The organism is Polaribacter sp. (assembly GCF_051251875.1).
Classification (GTDB): Bacteria; Bacteroidota; Bacteroidia; order Flavobacteriales; family Flavobacteriaceae; genus Polaribacter.
This window is the reverse complement of record NZ_JBPOGL010000005.1, coordinates 147929-165260: the sequence shown is the minus strand read 5'-3', so window position 1 is coordinate 165260 and position 17332 is coordinate 147929. Positions and strand designations below refer to the sequence as shown.

Sequence of the window (17332 nt, the reverse complement as noted above, 5' to 3'; positions counted from 1 at the left end):
GTGACCGGGCTGGGGCTCGAACCCAGGACCCTCTCCTTAAAAGGGAGATGCTCTACCAACTGAGCTACCAGGTCTTTCTTTTTATCTTAGCGGCTGCAAATATACACGTTATTTTAAAACAACCAAATAAATTTATAATTTTGTTTCATTTAAATATGCTTCTCTTACTTTCTTAAATAAATTAGACGAATAAACGAAATCTACAACAGCCTCATTATCAGTTTTAAATATCTCATTACTATTACCCTCCCATGCTTTTCTTCCGTTTTTTAAAAAAAGAATTTTTTCTCCAATTTCCATCACAGAATTCATGTCATGTGTATTAATTACTGTTGTAATATTATATTCATCTGTAATTTCTTGTATTAATTTATCAATTACTATCGCCGTTTGTGGGTCTAATCCCGAATTAGGTTCGTCACAAAATAAATATTTAGGATTCATAACTATCGCTCTGGCAATGGCAACTCTTTTTTGCATTCCTCCAGATAGTTCTGCTGGTAATTTTTTGTTCGAATTTTTTAAGTTTACTCTATCTATTACAAAATTTACACGTTCTAGCATTTCGCCGTATGTTTGTTTTGTAAACATTTTTAATGGAAACATTACATTTTCTTCTACGGTTTGCGAATCAAAAAGCGCACTTCCTTGAAACACCATTCCTATTTCTTGACGCCATTCTCTTCTTTCTTCGTTGGTAAACTCCGTATTTATTCTTCCATCAAAAGAAACAGTTCCTATTTCTGGGGTATGTAAACCAATTAAAGATTTTAAAAAAACTGTTTTTCCTGAACCACTTTGACCAATAATTAAACTTGTTTCTCCCGGTAAAAAGGTGGTTGTTATTCCTTTTAAAACTTTAACATCTCCAAAACCTTTGTGTAAATTTTTTACTTCTATCATATTAGGTTAGTAGCATTTGAGTTAAAAAATAATTTGAAATCACGATTAACACAGTAGTCCAAACCACTGCTTGCGTACTTGCTTTACCCACTGCAATGGACCCGCCTTTTACATAATACCCATGATATGAAGGAACGGTAGCTATTAAAAAAGCAAACACCAAGGTTTTAATCATTGCATACCTTATTAAATATGGATCAAACTCTTGTTGCAAACCCTCTATATATTCTTGTCCTGTAAATAAACCCGATAAAACACCTGCAATCCATCCACCAAAAATACCTAATACCATTGCTAAGGCTATTAAAAACGGATAAAAGAACACGGTAGACAACACTTTAGGTAAAACTAAATGACTTAATGAGTTTATTCCCATAACCTCTAAAGCATCTATTTGTTCTGTTACACGCATTGTACCTATACTAGAGGTAATGTAAGAACCTACTTTTCCGGCTAAAATGATGGAACAAAATGTAGGTGCAAATTCTAAAATAATAGATCGTTTTGCGGCAAAACCTATTAAGGAATTAGGTATAAAAGGACTTTCTAAATTTAATGCTGTTTGCAACGCAATTACACCACCAATAAAGAAAGAAATAAACATAATTATTCCTAAAGATTTTAAACCTAGCTCTTCTATTTCTTTGAATAATGCTTCGTAAAAAACTCTGGCTCTTTGTGGTTTTTTAAAAACCTGACCAAGCATCATAAAGTATTTACCAATATCTTCTAGATATTTCATTCCCTTATTTTAATTTTATGCTAAAGTATTAAAATATCATTAATAGACTATAAAGTAATTGCCTTCAATACTAAAAATAATTACTTTTGACTGATTTTATTATAATCTTACTACCATGAAAAAAATATTCGTTCTTTCTATATGCTTATTCTTATTTATAGCAAAAAGTCAATCTCAAGATAAAACACAAACAAAACCCAAATTAGTAGTTGGGGTTGTTATAGATCAAATGCGATATGATTATTTAACCAGATACGCAGAAAGGTATGGAAAAAATGGCTTTAACAGGCTTTTAAAAGATGGCTTTTCTTTAGAAAATGCACATTACAACTACATACCTACTTATACGGCCGTTGGTCACACCTCTATATTTACCGGAACAACACCAAGCAATCATGGAATAATTTCTAACAATTGGTATGATAAATTTCTTAAAAAATCCATTTACTGTGTAGATGATAACAACTATAAAACCGTTGGAAACAATGGCGTTAATGGAGAAAAATCTCCATTTAGATTATACACAACTACCGTTACAGACCAATTGCATTTAGCACAAAATATGAAAGGAAAAACCATTGGAATTTCTATTAAAGACAGGTCTGCTATTTTACCTGTTGGTCATACGGCAAATGCAGCTTACTGGTATGATGGTGATAATTACAACACATGGATTACCAGTACTTTTTACATGGATAAACTACCAAAATGGGTTATCGATTTTAATAAAAACAACAAAGCCGATGAATATTTAAACCAAACTTGGACAACTTTATATGATCTTAAAACATATACAAATAGTAGAACGGATAATAATATTTTTGAAGGAAAACTGAAAGGTCAAGAAGCACCAACTTTTCCGAAAGATTTAAAAAAATTACGTGCTAAAAATGGTAATTATTCTTTGATAAAAGCAATTCCTGCAGGAAATACACTGACAGCAGATTTTGCGAAAGCAGCTATTATTGGCGAAAATTTAGGAAAATCTGAATTTACAGACTTTTTAACGGTAAGTTTTTCATCTACAGATTATGTAGGTCATAAATACGGAGTGGCAGCAGTAGAAACAGAAGACACCTATTTACGTTTAGACAAAGATTTGGCAGATTTTTTTACCTTTTTAGACCAACAAGTTGGAAAAGATAATTACACGTTATTTTTAACAGCAGATCATGCTGCAGTGCACAACCCTGCTTATTTACAATCTTTAAAGATTCCTGCTCATTATTTCGATATTAAAAAGTTTAAAGCATTTGTTTTAGAGGTTACTCAAAAGTATTTTAACTCTAAAGAGTTGATAGAAAACATTTCTAATTATCAACTATTTTTAGATAAAAATAAAATTGAATCTTTAGGTTTGGACGCACAAAAAGTAGCTGAAAAATTGGCCGATGAAGCTCTTGATTTTGATGGAATTTACAAATCTGTTACCGCAAAAACACTACAAACTACAAACTTTACAGACGGAATTTTAAATTCTTTACAAAACGGATATAACCAAAAGTTTTCTGGTGATGTTTTACTAATTCCTTATCCTGCAACATTAACTGGTGGAAGAAAAGGTACTAGTCACGGTTCTGGAAATTCTTATGACACTCACGTTCCTATTATTTTCTATGGTCATGGAATTAAAAAAGGTTCTTCTTCAAAGAAATATGAAATTATAGATATTGCACCAACCATGGCCAATTTATTACAGATTGAATTCCCTAACGGAACCTCAGGAAAAGTAATTGATGAAGTGCTAGAGAAATAAACCTAGTTTTATAAAATATTGTTTAGAAATGTTCTTGTATGTGTTGTATTACAATGTGTTTGTGCAAAAAAATTGCGTGGATTAAGGAATATAGCTAGTAAATAAAACACAAACTTAGAAAATCCGCGAGGATTTTTGTAAGTAGGCTTTCCTCGTATTTTTTTTACACGGCTTTGTTGGGCATAGTTATTTATCTAATTGATCTTTAAATTCTCGTATTTCAGATAGATAAACTTCATTCAAAAATTCATTATAAACATCATCTCTCTTATAATCAAAAGTGCTTTCTGCTTCTAAAATACTTTCTTTAGCTTTTTCAATATTTCCTAGTTTGTAATATGCTTTAGAAATTCCAAATGATGCTTCAGGTACATATTTTGAATGTTCTATAGCTCTTTTAAATTCTGAAATAGATTTTTCATAATTCCCAAGTTCGTATTCGCAAAGTCCTAGATAAACAAATGAATGAACATCCGCCCATCCTTCATTTTGCTCTTTAATATTTGTGTTAAAACATTCAATAGCTTTTTTATATTGTTTGTTTCCATAATGACATTCTCCTCTCAAAAAATTTATGTTTTCACTCCAGGGATAATCTATAAAATTTGGAGTTAAACTATCGAGACGGTCAAAATCTATTAAAGCCTTATCATAGTCACGTATTTTTCTCAGTCTTATCCAACCTCTGTAACCTAAATGAGAAGAAGGACTTAAATCTACAGCTTTGTTTAGATATTTAAAACCTTTTTTAAAGTCACCAGCTTTGTTATAAGAAACTGATAGTTCCATCCAAGCATAATCATTATCTGGGTTGTAATCTATAGCATTTTTATAGTTTTCCATAGAGAAGAAGAAGTCAGATTTTTGTGTATCTGATTTTATGTTCCACCATATTGTAATTCCAAGAATTATCAATAAAATTATGGTACCTAAACCAATAAATAGATATTTAAAAAACTTCTTCAATTTTTCCGTTTTTAATTTTTAATCTTATTATGTTGTAAGTTTTATAATCTTTATCTCTTTGCCAATCTTTAATTCCAATTGCAATATTTTCAAGTTTAGTTATTAAATTCCCATTATTGAATTCTATATTCTCATAATTTTCGTCAATTTGAAATGTTTCGATGTCACAAAATTTTCCTGTCTTGGAAATGTTTACTCTCAATGTTATAAAACCATTTTTTGGTGTAATATCTGTTTCGGATAATTGAATGTTTTTGAAAGCTTTTCTCAAAATGGGCTTTTCCCCTTTTATTTGACTATTTATTCCAAATGCCCAATAAGGCATTGTATATTCCTCACATTCGTTTTTTTCTTGCGAAAAGGCTAGAATCGGAAAAATTAGTATTAAAGCTAAAAGTTTCTTCATAATTATTTACAACGTGCTTATATATGATTTGTTGCGTGGTTTAAGCACCTAATTTAGTAAATAATTACAGACAAGGAAAATTCGCGAGGATTTTTGTAAGTAAGCTTTCCTAGTATTTTTTTTAAAAGATATTGGCAAATCGTTTTAATCAAATACTTAATTAAAAATTCATCAAGTATTATATCAAAACTCTAGTTAGTTAAAGAATACTAGTAATTTCTATAGGTTTCTGTTTAACACTTTCTCTATTGAATTCTTTATATACATTTTCTAAATGAAATTATTCAAAACTACTATATGCTCTTTGTTAAAAGTTGTATTTACCAAGAATCAGTACTAATTCGTTCAACATTTCCATTTTCATTGAATTCAAAAACAATTACAGGATGATCTAATGAAAACCCACATTCTGGCTCATGTGTTGAATAAGCTAATGTTGTTGTATTACTATTTCTTGCTTTATAATTTTCTCCAAATTGAGTAATAACATCTTTTCTTGAAAAAGAATAAATTTTCGAATCATTAATAATACTAGAAGTCATCCTATATCTTTTCTTTGGAAATTCTTTCCAAGTAATTTCATTAAATTTCATATTTGAATCATACATACTTGTACATGAATAGAAGAAAAATAAAATTAAAACTATAGGAGGTACTAGTAACGATAAAAAAAATGAAAAAATCCTTTTCCATACTTTTTTTGATTTCCAAAAGAATCTTATTCCAAACCATAAAATTAGAGAAGAACTTACCAAAAAAAATAATATAATTTTCATTTTTTAATGTTTGTAAAGGGTTTGTATATGAAAAGTTGCGGTTTTGTTCGCGAGGATTTTCCACCGGAAAATCTGAAGTGAGCAAAAAAGCAACTGCCTTTGGTGAAGCAATAAATTTAGCAATTTTTTTTACACGGTGTTGTGCTTTAATGCTTTGTTCATTTGTTTGTTTCCTTAATTTCAAAATAGCATCTTTCACACACTAATTTTATTTTAGCAAACTCCATAGATTCGTCATTCCAACCATCTGTTTTAAGTCGCTCTTTTTCACATTCAGAACACCAAGCTTGGAAATCATCTTCTTCGTCCAATTCCATTCCGCGATAAGTCTCAAAAGCCTCTTCAAATCCAGTTTTTTGTTCAGTATTCAAATGTTGGCAAATAAATGCTTTTCTTATTTTTCCGTGAACACTACATTCAATTAATTCACTCTCAATTTTTTCGGCTTCTTCTTTCGTTATTTGTTCAGTCAGAAGAAAGTACTTTTCTAAATGCTCTGAAATAACTCGATATGTTCCAATTCCTCCAATTGTGTCAAAAGCAATTGCTGTTAATTCCCAACCTGTATATTTGTCTCCAACAAAGTGAGCATTTGTCAGGTTTTCATAATTTTTCTTTTCGCCGAATTCTTTAATTTTTAAAGTTCTAAATTTTCTCGGTTCAACAGAATCTTCATTTGCCCAAGACCACATCCAACTTTTTGTTTTCAGCGAGAATGTTCCAACAGGAATATATTTGAAATAAATTTCTTTGTCTTTACTATACAATCTTAATGTTTCGCTGGACTGATTATAAAACCAATTTGCATAGTTATCTGTATCAAATTTCTTTCTGAATTTAGGTTGGTTTTTTTGAAGTTTTCCAACTGCTTTTTGAGCGTATTTTTCGTATTTCAATGGTCTAAATATCAATTCGATTCGGTTTTTTCGGCATTATGCACATCTTCCGTATAAAAGTATTTATAAAAGGTTAAAATACTATCAATTTTTAAAAACAGAACTATTTTGATGTATTTTAATTGCTTTTCTAGATAACAAAATCCCGATAAGTAAAGAGATAATTGCACCAATATAAGTGCCTGGAATAAAGTTGATGAATAAAAAGAAATCATAAGCACCATGAAACATTGTTGCTAATAGAAGGCCGGTTAAGTTTAGTACTTTTCTTTTTTTAGAAAACTTTGCTTTTCCCATAAAATACCCCATAAGAATAGCAAAAGTTGCGTGTGCAGGTACAGCTGTAAAAGCTCTTACAACACCTGTACCCATACCATATTGAAAAACATATAGTATATTTTCTAATGCTGCAAACCCCATAGAAACCATTACAGCATACACAATACCATCAAAAGGCTCATTATATTCTTTGTTCTTTTGCGCATAAAAACGCACAATAATATATTTCGAAAATTCTTCTACCAAAGCAACTACAAAAAATGCTTTTACAAATTGCTGAGAAATGCTTGTAAAGTCTCTTACCGGAAAGTAATTGTTGGCAATTGCACCTAAAATAAAAGTAAGTAAAACGCTAGCCGTTGCTCCTAATAGAAAGTTTTTAAATAAAAAAGAAATAGGTTCTTTTTCAAATTTATCTTTAAAATATATATAAAGAACAATAATAGTTACAGGAGCAACAGCTAATAAGAGTAAATTCATTTTGTAAAAATAAAAAGAAAAAATCAGATTTTATAAAATGTATTAAAGATCTGTTTCTAAAATGATAAATATTAAGATTTAGGTAAAAACACCTCTGCCATCATACAACGCGCGCTACCACCACCACATGCTTCAATAGTAGCTAGAGAACTAGAAATAATTTTACAGTGATTATTAATGATATCTTTTTGATGTACAGTTAAACAATCATGTGCAGCTTGACTCATTATTAAAAACAATTCGTCATTCTTACCACGAACTTGCAACATGTTTCCTGCAAAATTACTTACCTGAGCTTCTGTAATATCAATAACTTTTTTGCCGTCTTCTTTAAAATGTTTTAGCAAACTTTTACGCTCTTTTTTATCATCTATTGCTGCCAAACAAATTACTACAAATGTTTTTGCTACACACATCATAACATTGGTATGATAAATAGCTTCTCTTTTATTATGAACCGTTTGGTTTGCCGTAAAAATAACAGGTGTATATTCAAAATCTTCACAAAATTCAATGAACAATTCTTCATCTGCTCTTGGCGAAATTGCACAATATGCCTTTTTGTTTTCACGATCTAAAATCATGCTTCCGGTACCTTCTAAAAAAATACCTTCTTCTTCTGCAGTTGTATAATCTACAATGTTTTCAATTAAAAAACCTTGTTCTTCTATCGCTTCTAAAACATCTTCTCTTCTTTCTAAACGTCTGTTTTCTGCAAACATTGGGTACAAAGCTACCGTACCATCATCATGAAAAGAAATCCAATTATTAGGAAAAATAGAGTCTGGTGTATCAAATTTATCTGAATCAGAAACCACAACTACTTTAATACCATTACTACGTAATTTATCTACAAAAGCATCAAACTCTTGTTGTGCTTTTGAATTTACAGTTGCTGGCAATAAAGTATCTAATACTTTTTGATAATAGTTATTTACTGCAGTTTGCTCATTCATCCTAAAATTAATAGGACGTATCATTAGTATGGTATTGGTAGTTTGTTGCATATAGAATTATTTAGTCTACAAAATTAGGGTTTAATCTTTAGATTCTAAGACAAATTTAAAAGAATAGATTTTATCTTTTTTAGCAATCTTCTTTTGTATGTTTTGGTTGCCTATTATTTAGAAACTAACATTTTAATGGAGTATTTTAAATAAGTTTCCAAGTAGTTCTTTCTAGCCCTGATTGAAATGGCATCCTTTTTTCTGTCAGTTCGAGTGAATTTGCTTTTTTGCAAATTTGTATCGAGAACAGAAGAAAAAAGATATAATGGAAAGCAGGAAATAGCTTCAAATAAAAAAACCTTTCTGATTTCTCAAAAAGGTTCCGTATTATATATTTTTACTAAAAATTTAAATTCTTTTAACCGTTCATAGAGATTAAAAACTCTTCATTATTTTTAGAGAATTTTATTCTTTCATTGATAAACTCCATTGCTTCAATAGGATTCATATCTGCAAGGTATTTACGTAAAACCCACATTCTCTGTACGTTTTTCGGGTCTAATAGTAAATCATCTCTTCTTGTTGATGATTTAATTAAATCGATAGCAGGATAAATTCTTCTGTTAGAAATGTTTCTATCTAACTGTAATTCCATGTTTCCTGTTCCTTTAAATTCTTCGAAAATAACTTCGTCCATTTTAGAACCGGTTTCTGTAAGAGCTGTAGCAATAATGGTTAAAGAACCACCATTTTCAATATTTCTTGCAGCTCCAAAGAAACGTTTTGGTTTGTGCAATGCATTTGCATCTATACCACCAGAAAGTATTTTTCCTGAAGCTGGTGCAACGGTATTATAAGCTCTTGCCAAACGCGTAATTGAGTCTAAAAGAATTACAACATCATGCCCACATTCTACCAAACGTTTTGCTTTTTCTAAAACAATATTGGCAACTCGTACATGTTTATCTGCAGGTTCATCAAATGTAGAGGCAACTACTTCTCCACGTACACTACGTTGCATATCTGTAACCTCTTCCGGACGTTCATCTATTAATAAAACTAGTTGATAAACTTCTGGATGATTCTGAGCTATTGCTTTTGCAATATCCTTTAACAACATGGTTTTACCCGTTTTAGGTTGCGCTACAATCATACCACGCTGTCCTTTTCCTATAGGAGAAAATAAGTCTATAATTCTGGTTGATAAAGAACTTCCTTTTTCTGCTAAATTGAATTTTTCTTGAGGGAATAAAGGTGTTAAGTGCTCAAAAGAAACTCTATCTCTAACAATATTTGGGTTTAAACCGTTTATTTTTGAGACTCTAATTAAAGGAAAATATTTTTCTCCTTCTTTTGGTGGTCTTACGTTTCCTCTTACCGTATCTCCTGTTTTTAATCCAAATAATTTTATTTGAGATTGAGACACATAAATATCATCTGGTGATGATAAATAATTATAATCTGAAGAACGTAAAAAGCCATATCCATCTGGCATCATTTCTAATACACCTTCACTTTCTATAATACCATCAAACTCAAAATCTGGGTCTCTGTAACGGTTTCCAGATTTATTACCATTGTTTCTATTAGAGTTATTTTTATCTCTACTTTGTGTAGTGGTTTTAGCTCTACTTTTTTGGTTACTTTGTGGTTGATCTGTTTTTTTTACAGGTGTTTTAGACTGTACTTTCTGCTGATTATTAGCAGGTTTAGGCGTTCTTTGAACAGGTTTAGGCTTGGTAACCTCCTCATTAGCTTCTTCTGTAAATTCCTCATTAGCTCCTTCTGTTACCTTTGTGGCTGTTTTTGCAACAACAACTTTCTTTGCTATTTTTGGACGAGTTCTTACCGGTTGTTCCTTTTTTTCTTGTTGTACTGGTTCTAATACATCAATATCTTTAGCTGTTGCTTCTTCCTTTTGAGGCTTAGAAACACGTTTCCTTTTAGGTTTTTCAGTTTTTGTAGGTGCTACAGCAGAGTCAGATTTTGTTTGTATAGTAGGGTTTGCAGCTTGTAAATCTAAAATTTGATATACTAAATCTAATTTTTTGGTTTGACTTATTTTAGTAAGACCAATAGATTTGGCTATTACTTGTAAATCAGCAAGAGTTTTTGCTTTTAGTTCAGAGATTTCGAACATTATTTATATGTTAAGTTAAATTGTAAATCTTAATTTTAAAAGATTTTGGTTGAATTGTTTTTGATAAATGTTATTGTATATAGTACTATACAACTACTTTGTGCGGTTAATTACTTAGCAAATATATACAAATTTTTTAAGTTTCAAGTTTTCTTTTTAAAAAAGAAAGGTTTACTTTTGTAATCTTATTTTTTTTAATAGAAATGATTCAAAGAATACAAAGTGTTTATTTAATTTTAGCAGCGGCTGTTTCAGGTGGTTTTATATTTGTATTTAATTTATGGAATACTTTAAAAGAGACTGTTTTTGCCTTTGATTTATTTTTAAAAGAATCTTTTCAATTAAAATTAATTCCAATTTTATTTATAGCCTCTACAGTTGTATCTTTGATTACTGTTTTTTTATTTAAAAACAGACAATTGCAATTTGTAATTGGGCGTATTGTTATTTTGATCAACCTTTTTTTATTAGGTTTATTGATTTATGTATCTCTAACTTTACCTGGAGAAACTGCTGTTTCTGAGAATGGTATTGGGATGTTCTTACCAATTTTAGTTATTTTGCTTGTTGTTTTGGCAAATAAAGCTATTAAAAAGGATGAAGATCTCGTAAAATCTGTAGATAGATTGCGATAAAACTAACATCTTAGTTATATTAGTGCGAAGAAAATCCGTTCATTTTTATGAACGGATTTTTTATTGAAGTTGATTTAAATGTACGGCATTAACATTGCTATTCTAAATTTATAGTACTTTTTATACCAACAACAGCTCTTTTACATTAATAGTACCGCTACTATTATTTAGCCTCTTGTGGCCAACTCAATAATTTCCATATTTTTAATTTCACCTTTGTCTAAAACAAAACGCAACATGGTTCTAACTTTATGAAAACCATGATTTCCAGCAGCTCCAGGATTTAAATGTAATAAATTCAATTTTTTATCATATTGCACCTTTAAAATATGTGAATGTCCAGAAATAAATATTTTAGGAGGATTTATTTTAATTTCATCCCTAATTCTTGTGTAATATTTATTAGGATATCCACCAATATGTGTTATCCAAACGGTTACATTTTCTACCGTAAACTTTGCATCTAACGGAAATTCTGCTCTAGCATCTGTTCCATCAATGTTACCATAAACGGCCCGTAATGGTTTTAGTTTTTTTATAGTATCGGTTACATTTAAATCACCAATATCTCCCGCATGCCAAACTTCATCTGCTTGTTTTACAAACTTTAAAATCTGATTGTCTAAAAAACTATGCGTATCTGAAAGTAATAAGATTTTCTTCACTTTGTAAAAGTACTAAGAACAAAATAAATTCCGTAATTTTGAACACTTCAAAAAACAATTTTCTTGAGATACTTTATAGAACTTTCATACAACGGAAAAAACTATCATGGTTGGCAAATTCAACCTGATGTTATTTCTGTACAAGAAAAATTAAATCATGCAATTAGCACTATTCTGCAAAAAAAAATTGAAGTAGTTGGCGCCGGAAGAACAGATACTGGTGTACATGCGTCGCAAATGTTTGCACATTTTGATGCTGACAAAGAACTAAAGGGCGATATGGTCTTTAAATTAAATTCAATTTTACCAAATGACATAACAGTGTACAAAGTTTTTGTGGTAGATGACGAAAAACACGTACGCTTTGATGCCACAAGCAGAAGTTATGAATATAGAATTTGGTTGGGTAGAAATCCTTTCTTGCTAGATTTTTCTTGGCAAATTCATTCAAAAGATATAGATATTTCTTTAATGAATGAAGCCGCAAAACTTTTATTAATCTATGAAAATTTTCAAACATTTTCTAAAGTAAAAACAGAAGTATACACCTTTAATTGCAATGTAACACAAGCATTTTGGCAACAAGAAGGCAATCTTCTTACGTTTCATATTTCTGCAAACAGGTTTTTAAGAAACATGGTAAGAGCAATTGTAGGGACCTTAATAGATGTTGGTTTGGGTAAAATTACCGTAGCAAAGTTTCAAGAAATCATAGAAAGTAAGAATAGAAATAACGCAGGATTATCAGTACCTGCAAAAGGATTATTTTTAACAAAAATTGTATATTAAAACAAACAGAAAAAAACTATAAAACTTTAAGGTTTACACGTTGCTACCAACATTAAAACCTTAAACTTTTGAAACATAATTATATGGCAGATAAAACAGGAAATGCATTTGATATGCAAATTTTTACGCGATTAATGAGCTTTGCAAGACGCTATAAATTACAGTTTTTTATAGCCGCAAGTTCTACAATTTTACTAGCTATTGTTTCTTTGTTAACACCTTATATATTAGCAGAAACAGTAGATACATACATTGTAAAAAAAGATACCCAAGGGCTTATTAATAGCGTTCTAATATTAACCGGAATTTTACTTCTAGAAGTATTGCTACAATTTACATTTATTTATTTTGCAAATTGGGTAGGACAACATATTATTAGAGATCTTAGAGCAAAAATATTCAGACATATTTTACAGTTTAAAATGTCTTATTTTGATACAAATTCTGTAGGTAAATTAGTAACAAGAGTTGTTTCTGATATAGAAACCATTGCAGCATTTTTCTCTCAAGGTGTATTTACCATTGTAAGTGATATTTTAAAAATGTTTGCCATTGCAGTGTTAATGTTTTATCTAAACTGGAAACTAGCCTTAATTGCCTTAGCCGTTTTACCTATTTTAATTTATGCTACCAAACTTTTTCAACAAGCTATAAAAGCAACTTTTCAAGAAGTTAGAAATCAAGTGGCTAATTTAAACGGTTTTGTACAAGAAAGGGTTACAGGAATGAAAATTGTACAACTGTTTAATAGAGAAAAAATAGAGTATCAAAACTTTATGGACATCAATAATAAACACAAAAAAGCCTATATAAAAACCATCTGGTATTTTTCAATTTTCTTTCCTATTGCAGAAATTTTATCATCTATTGGTATCGGTTTAATTGTTTGGTATGGAAGTAAACAAGTAGTTTCCGGAGTAATTCCTGGCCCAGGAACTGTTATTGCTTTTGTACAAATGGCACAAATGTTATTTAGACCTTTACGTCAAATTGCAGATAAATTTAACCAACTTCAAATGGGAATTGTTTCTGGAGAACGTGTTTTTAAAGTAATAGATACACAAAGTTCTATTGCCAAAAACGGCACATTTAAAGCCGAAAAACTTCGTGGAAACATCCAATTTAAAGAGGTACATTTTAGTTATATTAAAGGAGAAGAAGTTTTAAAAGGAATTTCTTTGGATGTAAAAAGCGGACAAACAGTTGCAATTGTTGGTGCAACAGGCGCAGGTAAATCAACAATTATAAATTTAATCAACCGGTTTTATGAAATTGATAGCGGAACTATTTGTGTAGATGATATCTCTATTGATGAATATACTTTAGAAAGTTTAAGAAATCAAGTTGCTGTGGTTTTGCAAGATGTTTTCTTATTTTCGGATTCCATTTTAAACAATATCACCCTAAAAGACCAAAATATTACCTTAGCAGAAGTTGAAAAAGCTGCGAAACAAATTGGTATTCATGATTTTATTAAGACATTACCGGGCGGATACAATTATAATGTAAAAGAACGCGGTGCCATGTTATCTTCCGGACAACGACAATTAATTGCTTTTTTACGAGCTTACGTTAGCCAGCCAAGTATTTTAATATTAGACGAAGCAACATCTTCTGTAGACTCTCATGCAGAACAAATGATACAATACGCCACAGAAACTATTACAAAAGGCAGAACCTCAATTGTAATTGCACACAGATTAGCAACAATAAAGCAAGCAGACAAAATTATTGTTATGGATAATGGTTTTATTGTAGAAGAAGGTACTCATAACCAATTGATAGAAAAAGAGAAAGGTTATTACAAAAATTTATACGACAAACAGTTTAGTTTAGAAAAAGCATCTTAGTATTTATCAAATTTAATTAGATTTATCTATAATTTACCTTAAATTTGCTATTCAATCTAAAACAAAACAAAATGAAAAAAATTTTATTATCAATTTTTGTAGTTGGAGCTTTATTGGCAACTTCTTGCAAATCAGAAAAGAAAGAAGCAAAAGAAACTGTAACGGAAACTGTAACAGAAACTACAAAAACAATTAAAGAAAATGTAGAAAAAAACGCAGAAGTTATTGAAGATAAAATGGAAGATGTTTCTGACGCTATTGATTCTGCTTTAGAAGGAATTACCATTCCTAAGTTTGAAGATGCTAAAGTAACTGAATATTTACAAGGCTATGCAGAACATGCTAAAGAGTATATTGCTGCAAAAGGTAATGTATTAAAAAATGCAAAACTAGCTAAAAAGACCGTTGAATTAGCGAAACAAGGTAAAGAAATAGTAAGTAATTTAGATGGAAAAGCTGCTGCACAATTTAAAAGTGTAATGAGTGCTATTCAATCTAAAATGGCTCCTTCTAACTAATTTTAGCTCATTTTACAATTAAAAAAGGTTCTCATATTGAGAGCCTTTTTTAGTTATATCACATCATTTCTAAATTTTTCCATAAGATCTGCTTCGTCTGAAAAAAGTACAAAACCACCATCTTTTATATATGAAATTTCACCAGTTTCTTCAGAAACCAATATACAAATTGCATCTGTTCTTTCTGTAACGCCAATAGCTGCTCTATGACGCAAACCAAATCTTGACGGAATTGTACTATCTGAGATTGGTAAAATTACCCGTGTTGCTACAATAAACTTATCTCTAATTATTAATGCGCCATCATGCAAAGGACTGTTTTTATAAAAAATACTTTGTAGAATTGCATCGTTAACTAGCGCGTTCATTCTATCTCCAGAATTTATTAGAAAGTCTAAACTATTTGTTCTTTCTATAACAATTAAAGCGCCGGTTTTTGTTTTCGCTAAATTTTTACAAGCCTCTACAATAATTTCTGTGTCTACTTCTGAACCAATTTCTGATTGCAAAAATTTTATTTGTTTTAAAAAGTTTCTCTTATTGGTAAAATTAGTGGTCCCAATCATTAATAAAAATTTTCTTATTTCTTGCTGAAAAACAATAATCAACGCAATTACACCACCCGATAATAGATAGCCTAAAATGCCGCTTAACATTTCCATTTTTAAGGCTTGCGTTATTTTCCAAATAACAAAAATTAAGGCAATTCCGATGACTATATTTATAGCAACCGTACCTTTTAACAGTTTATAAATGTAGTAGAGTAATATTGCAACTAGCAAAATATCTAAGACATCTAACAAAGAAAATTCAATAAAATCGAACATAGAAAATAGACAGATTTTAGGCTAAAGTACTAATAAATTTACTGATTTCACTATCTGTTATTTATTTCTGCATCCGATAGTAACAATGGGTATTTCTTCCGAATCAATTTTATTTTTTCTAGAATTTCTAGATTGCTATTATTAGACTTTTTAAAATCTTCTAGCAAGCTCTCATAATTTCTATTGTAAAGTTTTACCGCTAACTTATTACGTACATGCGCATAGGAGGAATTTAAAACATTTAATGTAAAAATATAAGTTTCATACGTAGTTATTCTATCCGTTTTTATTGAAATAATTGCTTAGGTAGGATGATCTGAAGATGTTTTTTCCCTTTTACCTTCGCACCAATCGCAAGGATTTTGGTTGACATCTACTCCGCCGCCATTGTCTATAAAATTAATAGCAATTTGTTTTAAGGCTTTTACTTCAATTCTTTTTCCATCCACAAAAAGGTCATTATTTTTGTTGATGTTTACTTCTAAAATATTGCGTTTATGAATGTCAATTTTAGAAGGTTCTTCTTGTTTCTGCGGAAGTTTGCTTGCAATGCCAACATCAATATTCATAGTTGTAGTCACTAAGAAAAAGATTAATAATAAAAATGCGATGTCTGCCATAGAGCCAGCGTTTATTTCTGGCGATTCTTTTCTACTCATAATTTATAGTTTTTAAAAGTTAATAAATGGGTTGTTTCTCCGAAATATTTCGAATTAATTTATTAAAGTTTGACTAGTTGAGTTTTTGGCGTTAACATTTATTTAACAAAAAAGATGCCAAGAAATTTAAGCTCGTCATTACAATGACAACACACCGTAATTACGAAGCCGTTAGCACGAAGTAATCTGTTTGTTTTGAATCACATTGAAAAGATTGCTGTATCCTTCACAATAAAAGAAAGCCGGAAATAGCTTTTAATCTTTTATCAACCTCAAGATAAAATTTTATTTACAATTTTTACGGCTTCAACCGCTTCCTTTACATCGTGTACACGTAAAATATTTGCACCATTTAAAAGCGCAATGGTGTTTGCAGAAGTTGTTGCGTTTAGTGCTTCTTGGGCAGAAATATCTAAGGTTTTGTACAACATAGATTTTCTAGAAATTCCAGCCAAAATAGGTGTGTCTAAACTTTTAAAAAGCGATAAATTTTTTAAAATTTCAAAGTTATGAGCGTTGGTTTTTCCAAATCCAAAACCAACATCAATAATAATATCATTTAATTTAAGTTGATGTAGTTTGTGCATTTGTGCTGCAAAAAAGGACACAATTTCCTTAACCACATCTTCATAAACAGGGTTTTTCTGCATATTTTGTGGCGTTCCTAACATGTGCATTAAAATATATGGAACTTGCAAATTAGCAACGGTTTCAAACATTTTTGCATCCATTTTTCCACCAGAAATATCGTTTACAATTGCTGCACCAGCATGAATGGTTTCTTGGGCAACTTTACTTCTAAAAGTATCTACAGAAATAATAATTTCTGGAAAATTTTTCACCAATAAATGAATAACAGGTACAATTCTGTTTAGTTCTTCTTCTTGGGAAATATGCTTTGCGCCAGGTCTTGATGAATAGGCACCAACATCTATAAAAGTTGCGCCTTCGGTTAGCATTTTTTCTACCTGATAAAGAATATCAGATTCGTTTTTATAACTTCCTCCATCATAAAAAGAATCTGGGGTAATATTTAAAATTCCCATCACTTTTGGTGAAGATACTTCTACTAAAACCCCTTTGCAATTTATAGTCATT

The 17332-nt window shown here is 30.2% G+C and carries 18 protein-coding genes and 1 tRNA gene; 5 read left to right on the top strand and 14 right to left on the bottom strand.

Features of this window, described 5'->3' with window-relative positions; translation table 11 throughout:
- Position 1: 1 nt before the first annotated feature.
- The 3 genes from ACSHW5_RS04385 to ACSHW5_RS04375 form a co-directional block, all read right to left on the bottom strand.
- Positions 2 to 74, bottom strand: a tRNA-Lys gene (locus ACSHW5_RS04385).
- 58 nt (positions 75 to 132) lie between these two features.
- Entirely contained in the window at positions 133 to 903 is a 771-nt protein-coding gene (locus ACSHW5_RS04380; protein WP_435674886.1) for an ABC transporter ATP-binding protein, read from the bottom strand.
- 1 nt (position 904) lies between these two features.
- Entirely contained in the window at positions 905 to 1645 is a 741-nt protein-coding gene (locus ACSHW5_RS04375; protein ID WP_435674885.1) for an MlaE family ABC transporter permease, read from the bottom strand.
- 115 nt (positions 1646 to 1760) lie between these two features.
- Between ACSHW5_RS04375 and pafA the strand changes: the two genes are divergently transcribed.
- Positions 1761 to 3401 carry an alkaline phosphatase PafA gene (pafA, locus tag ACSHW5_RS04370; RefSeq protein ID WP_435674884.1) on the top strand — a complete coding sequence of 547 codons (1641 nt, stop codon included), beginning with the start codon at positions 1761 to 1763 and terminating at the stop codon, positions 3399 to 3401.
- A 186-nt stretch (positions 3402 to 3587) separates the two neighbouring features.
- Here pafA and ACSHW5_RS04365 read toward each other — a convergent pair whose 3' ends face one another.
- From ACSHW5_RS04365 to rho, 7 genes are all read right to left on the bottom strand, one after another.
- Positions 3588 to 4367, bottom strand: a complete 780-nt coding sequence (locus ACSHW5_RS04365) for a tetratricopeptide repeat protein (protein WP_435674883.1) — start codon at positions 4365 to 4367, stop codon at positions 3588 to 3590.
- Entirely contained in the window at positions 4351 to 4773 is a 423-nt protein-coding gene (locus ACSHW5_RS04360) for a hypothetical protein (protein WP_435674882.1), read from the bottom strand. The genes ACSHW5_RS04365 and ACSHW5_RS04360 overlap by 17 nt, the downstream gene beginning before the upstream one ends.
- A gap of 320 nt (positions 4774 to 5093) precedes the next feature.
- Positions 5094 to 5366 (bottom strand): hypothetical protein, encoded by a 273-nt coding sequence (locus tag ACSHW5_RS04355; RefSeq protein ID WP_435674881.1) that lies wholly within the window; start codon positions 5364 to 5366, stop codon positions 5094 to 5096.
- 341 nt (positions 5367 to 5707) lie between these two features.
- Positions 5708 to 6445: a DUF6882 domain-containing protein gene (locus ACSHW5_RS04350; RefSeq protein ID WP_435674880.1), complete on the bottom strand. Its 738-nt coding sequence runs from the start codon at positions 6443 to 6445 to the stop codon at positions 5708 to 5710.
- A gap of 84 nt (positions 6446 to 6529) precedes the next feature.
- On the bottom strand, positions 6530 to 7204 hold the full coding sequence (locus tag ACSHW5_RS04345; protein ID WP_435674879.1) for a PrsW family intramembrane metalloprotease: 675 nt from the start codon (positions 7202 to 7204) through the stop codon (positions 6530 to 6532).
- Positions 7205 to 7275: 71 nt separating this feature from the next.
- Positions 7276 to 8211 carry a citrulline utilization hydrolase CtlX gene (gene ctlX, locus ACSHW5_RS04340; RefSeq protein WP_435674878.1) on the bottom strand — a complete coding sequence of 312 codons (936 nt, stop codon included), beginning with the start codon at positions 8209 to 8211 and terminating at the stop codon, positions 7276 to 7278.
- Positions 8212 to 8569: 358 nt separating this feature from the next.
- Positions 8570 to 10291, bottom strand: coding sequence for a transcription termination factor Rho (gene rho, locus ACSHW5_RS04335; RefSeq protein ID WP_435674877.1), 1722 nt, complete (start codon positions 10289 to 10291; stop codon positions 8570 to 8572).
- Between the two features lie 203 nt (positions 10292 to 10494).
- Between rho and ACSHW5_RS04330 the strand changes: the two genes are divergently transcribed.
- Entirely contained in the window at positions 10495 to 10926 is a 432-nt protein-coding gene (locus tag ACSHW5_RS04330; protein ID WP_435674876.1) for a DUF4293 domain-containing protein, read from the top strand.
- Positions 10927 to 11093: 167 nt separating this feature from the next.
- On the opposite strand, the gene ACSHW5_RS04325 is transcribed toward ACSHW5_RS04330, so the two are convergent.
- Positions 11094 to 11591, bottom strand: coding sequence for a metallophosphoesterase family protein (locus ACSHW5_RS04325; RefSeq protein ID WP_435674875.1), 498 nt, complete (start codon positions 11589 to 11591; stop codon positions 11094 to 11096).
- Positions 11592 to 11654: 63 nt separating this feature from the next.
- Between ACSHW5_RS04325 and truA the strand changes: the two genes are divergently transcribed.
- The 3 genes from truA to ACSHW5_RS04310 all read left to right on the top strand — a co-directional run bounded on the left by truA (position 11655) and on the right by ACSHW5_RS04310 (position 14748).
- On the top strand, positions 11655 to 12380 hold the full coding sequence (gene truA / locus ACSHW5_RS04320) for a tRNA pseudouridine(38-40) synthase TruA (RefSeq protein WP_435674874.1): 726 nt from the start codon (positions 11655 to 11657) through the stop codon (positions 12378 to 12380).
- Positions 12381 to 12463: 83 nt separating this feature from the next.
- Positions 12464 to 14230, top strand: coding sequence for an ABC transporter ATP-binding protein (locus tag ACSHW5_RS04315; protein ID WP_435674891.1), 1767 nt, complete (start codon positions 12464 to 12466; stop codon positions 14228 to 14230).
- A gap of 71 nt (positions 14231 to 14301) precedes the next feature.
- Positions 14302 to 14748, top strand: coding sequence for a hypothetical protein (locus ACSHW5_RS04310; RefSeq protein WP_435674873.1), 447 nt, complete (start codon positions 14302 to 14304; stop codon positions 14746 to 14748).
- 53 nt (positions 14749 to 14801) lie between these two features.
- Here the strand turns inward: ACSHW5_RS04310 and cdaA are convergent, their stop codons facing one another.
- The 3 genes from cdaA to folP form a co-directional block, all read right to left on the bottom strand.
- Positions 14802 to 15575 carry a diadenylate cyclase CdaA gene (gene cdaA, locus ACSHW5_RS04305; protein WP_435674872.1) on the bottom strand — a complete coding sequence of 258 codons (774 nt, stop codon included), beginning with the start codon at positions 15573 to 15575 and terminating at the stop codon, positions 14802 to 14804.
- A gap of 302 nt (positions 15576 to 15877) precedes the next feature.
- Positions 15878 to 16234, bottom strand: a complete 357-nt coding sequence (locus ACSHW5_RS04300; protein ID WP_435674871.1) for an ExbD/TolR family protein — start codon at positions 16232 to 16234, stop codon at positions 15878 to 15880.
- 272 nt (positions 16235 to 16506) lie between these two features.
- The gene (gene folP / locus ACSHW5_RS04295) at positions 16507 to 17331 is read right to left on the bottom strand and encodes a dihydropteroate synthase (RefSeq protein WP_435674870.1); all 825 of its coding nucleotides are present in this window, start codon (positions 17329 to 17331) and stop codon (positions 16507 to 16509) included.
- Position 17332: the final 1 nt, after the last annotated feature.

Excerpts from the sequence above, each read along its gene's own strand:
- ctlX (WP_435674878.1), bottom strand. The coding sequence starts at position 8,211 with ATGCAACAAACTACCAATACCATACTAATGATACGTCCTATTAATTTT.
- ACSHW5_RS04380 (WP_435674886.1), bottom strand. The coding sequence starts at position 903 with ATGATAGAAGTAAAAAATTTACACAAAGGTTTTGGAGATGTTAAAGTT.
- ACSHW5_RS04330 (WP_435674876.1), top strand. The coding sequence starts at position 10,495 with ATGATTCAAAGAATACAAAGTGTTTATTTAATTTTAGCAGCGGCTGTT.
- ACSHW5_RS04360 (WP_435674882.1), bottom strand. The coding sequence starts at position 4,773 with ATGAAGAAACTTTTAGCTTTAATACTAATTTTTCCGATTCTAGCCTTT.
- ACSHW5_RS04355 (WP_435674881.1), bottom strand. The coding sequence starts at position 5,366 with ATGAAATTTAATGAAATTACTTGGAAAGAATTTCCAAAGAAAAGATAT.
- ACSHW5_RS04315 (WP_435674891.1), top strand. The coding sequence starts at position 12,464 with ATGGCAGATAAAACAGGAAATGCATTTGATATGCAAATTTTTACGCGA.
- cdaA (WP_435674872.1), bottom strand. The coding sequence starts at position 15,575 with ATGTTCGATTTTATTGAATTTTCTTTGTTAGATGTCTTAGATATTTTG.
- pafA (WP_435674884.1), top strand. The coding sequence starts at position 1,761 with ATGAAAAAAATATTCGTTCTTTCTATATGCTTATTCTTATTTATAGCA.
- folP (WP_435674870.1), bottom strand. The coding sequence starts at position 17,331 with ATGACTATAAATTGCAAAGGGGTTTTAGTAGAAGTATCTTCACCAAAA.
- ACSHW5_RS04345 (WP_435674879.1), bottom strand. The coding sequence starts at position 7,204 with ATGAATTTACTCTTATTAGCTGTTGCTCCTGTAACTATTATTGTTCTT.
- ACSHW5_RS04375 (WP_435674885.1), bottom strand. The coding sequence starts at position 1,645 with ATGAAATATCTAGAAGATATTGGTAAATACTTTATGATGCTTGGTCAG.
- ACSHW5_RS04310 (WP_435674873.1), top strand. The coding sequence starts at position 14,302 with ATGAAAAAAATTTTATTATCAATTTTTGTAGTTGGAGCTTTATTGGCA.
- rho (WP_435674877.1), bottom strand. The coding sequence starts at position 10,291 with ATGTTCGAAATCTCTGAACTAAAAGCAAAAACTCTTGCTGATTTACAA.
- ACSHW5_RS04300 (WP_435674871.1), bottom strand. The coding sequence starts at position 16,234 with ATGAGTAGAAAAGAATCGCCAGAAATAAACGCTGGCTCTATGGCAGAC.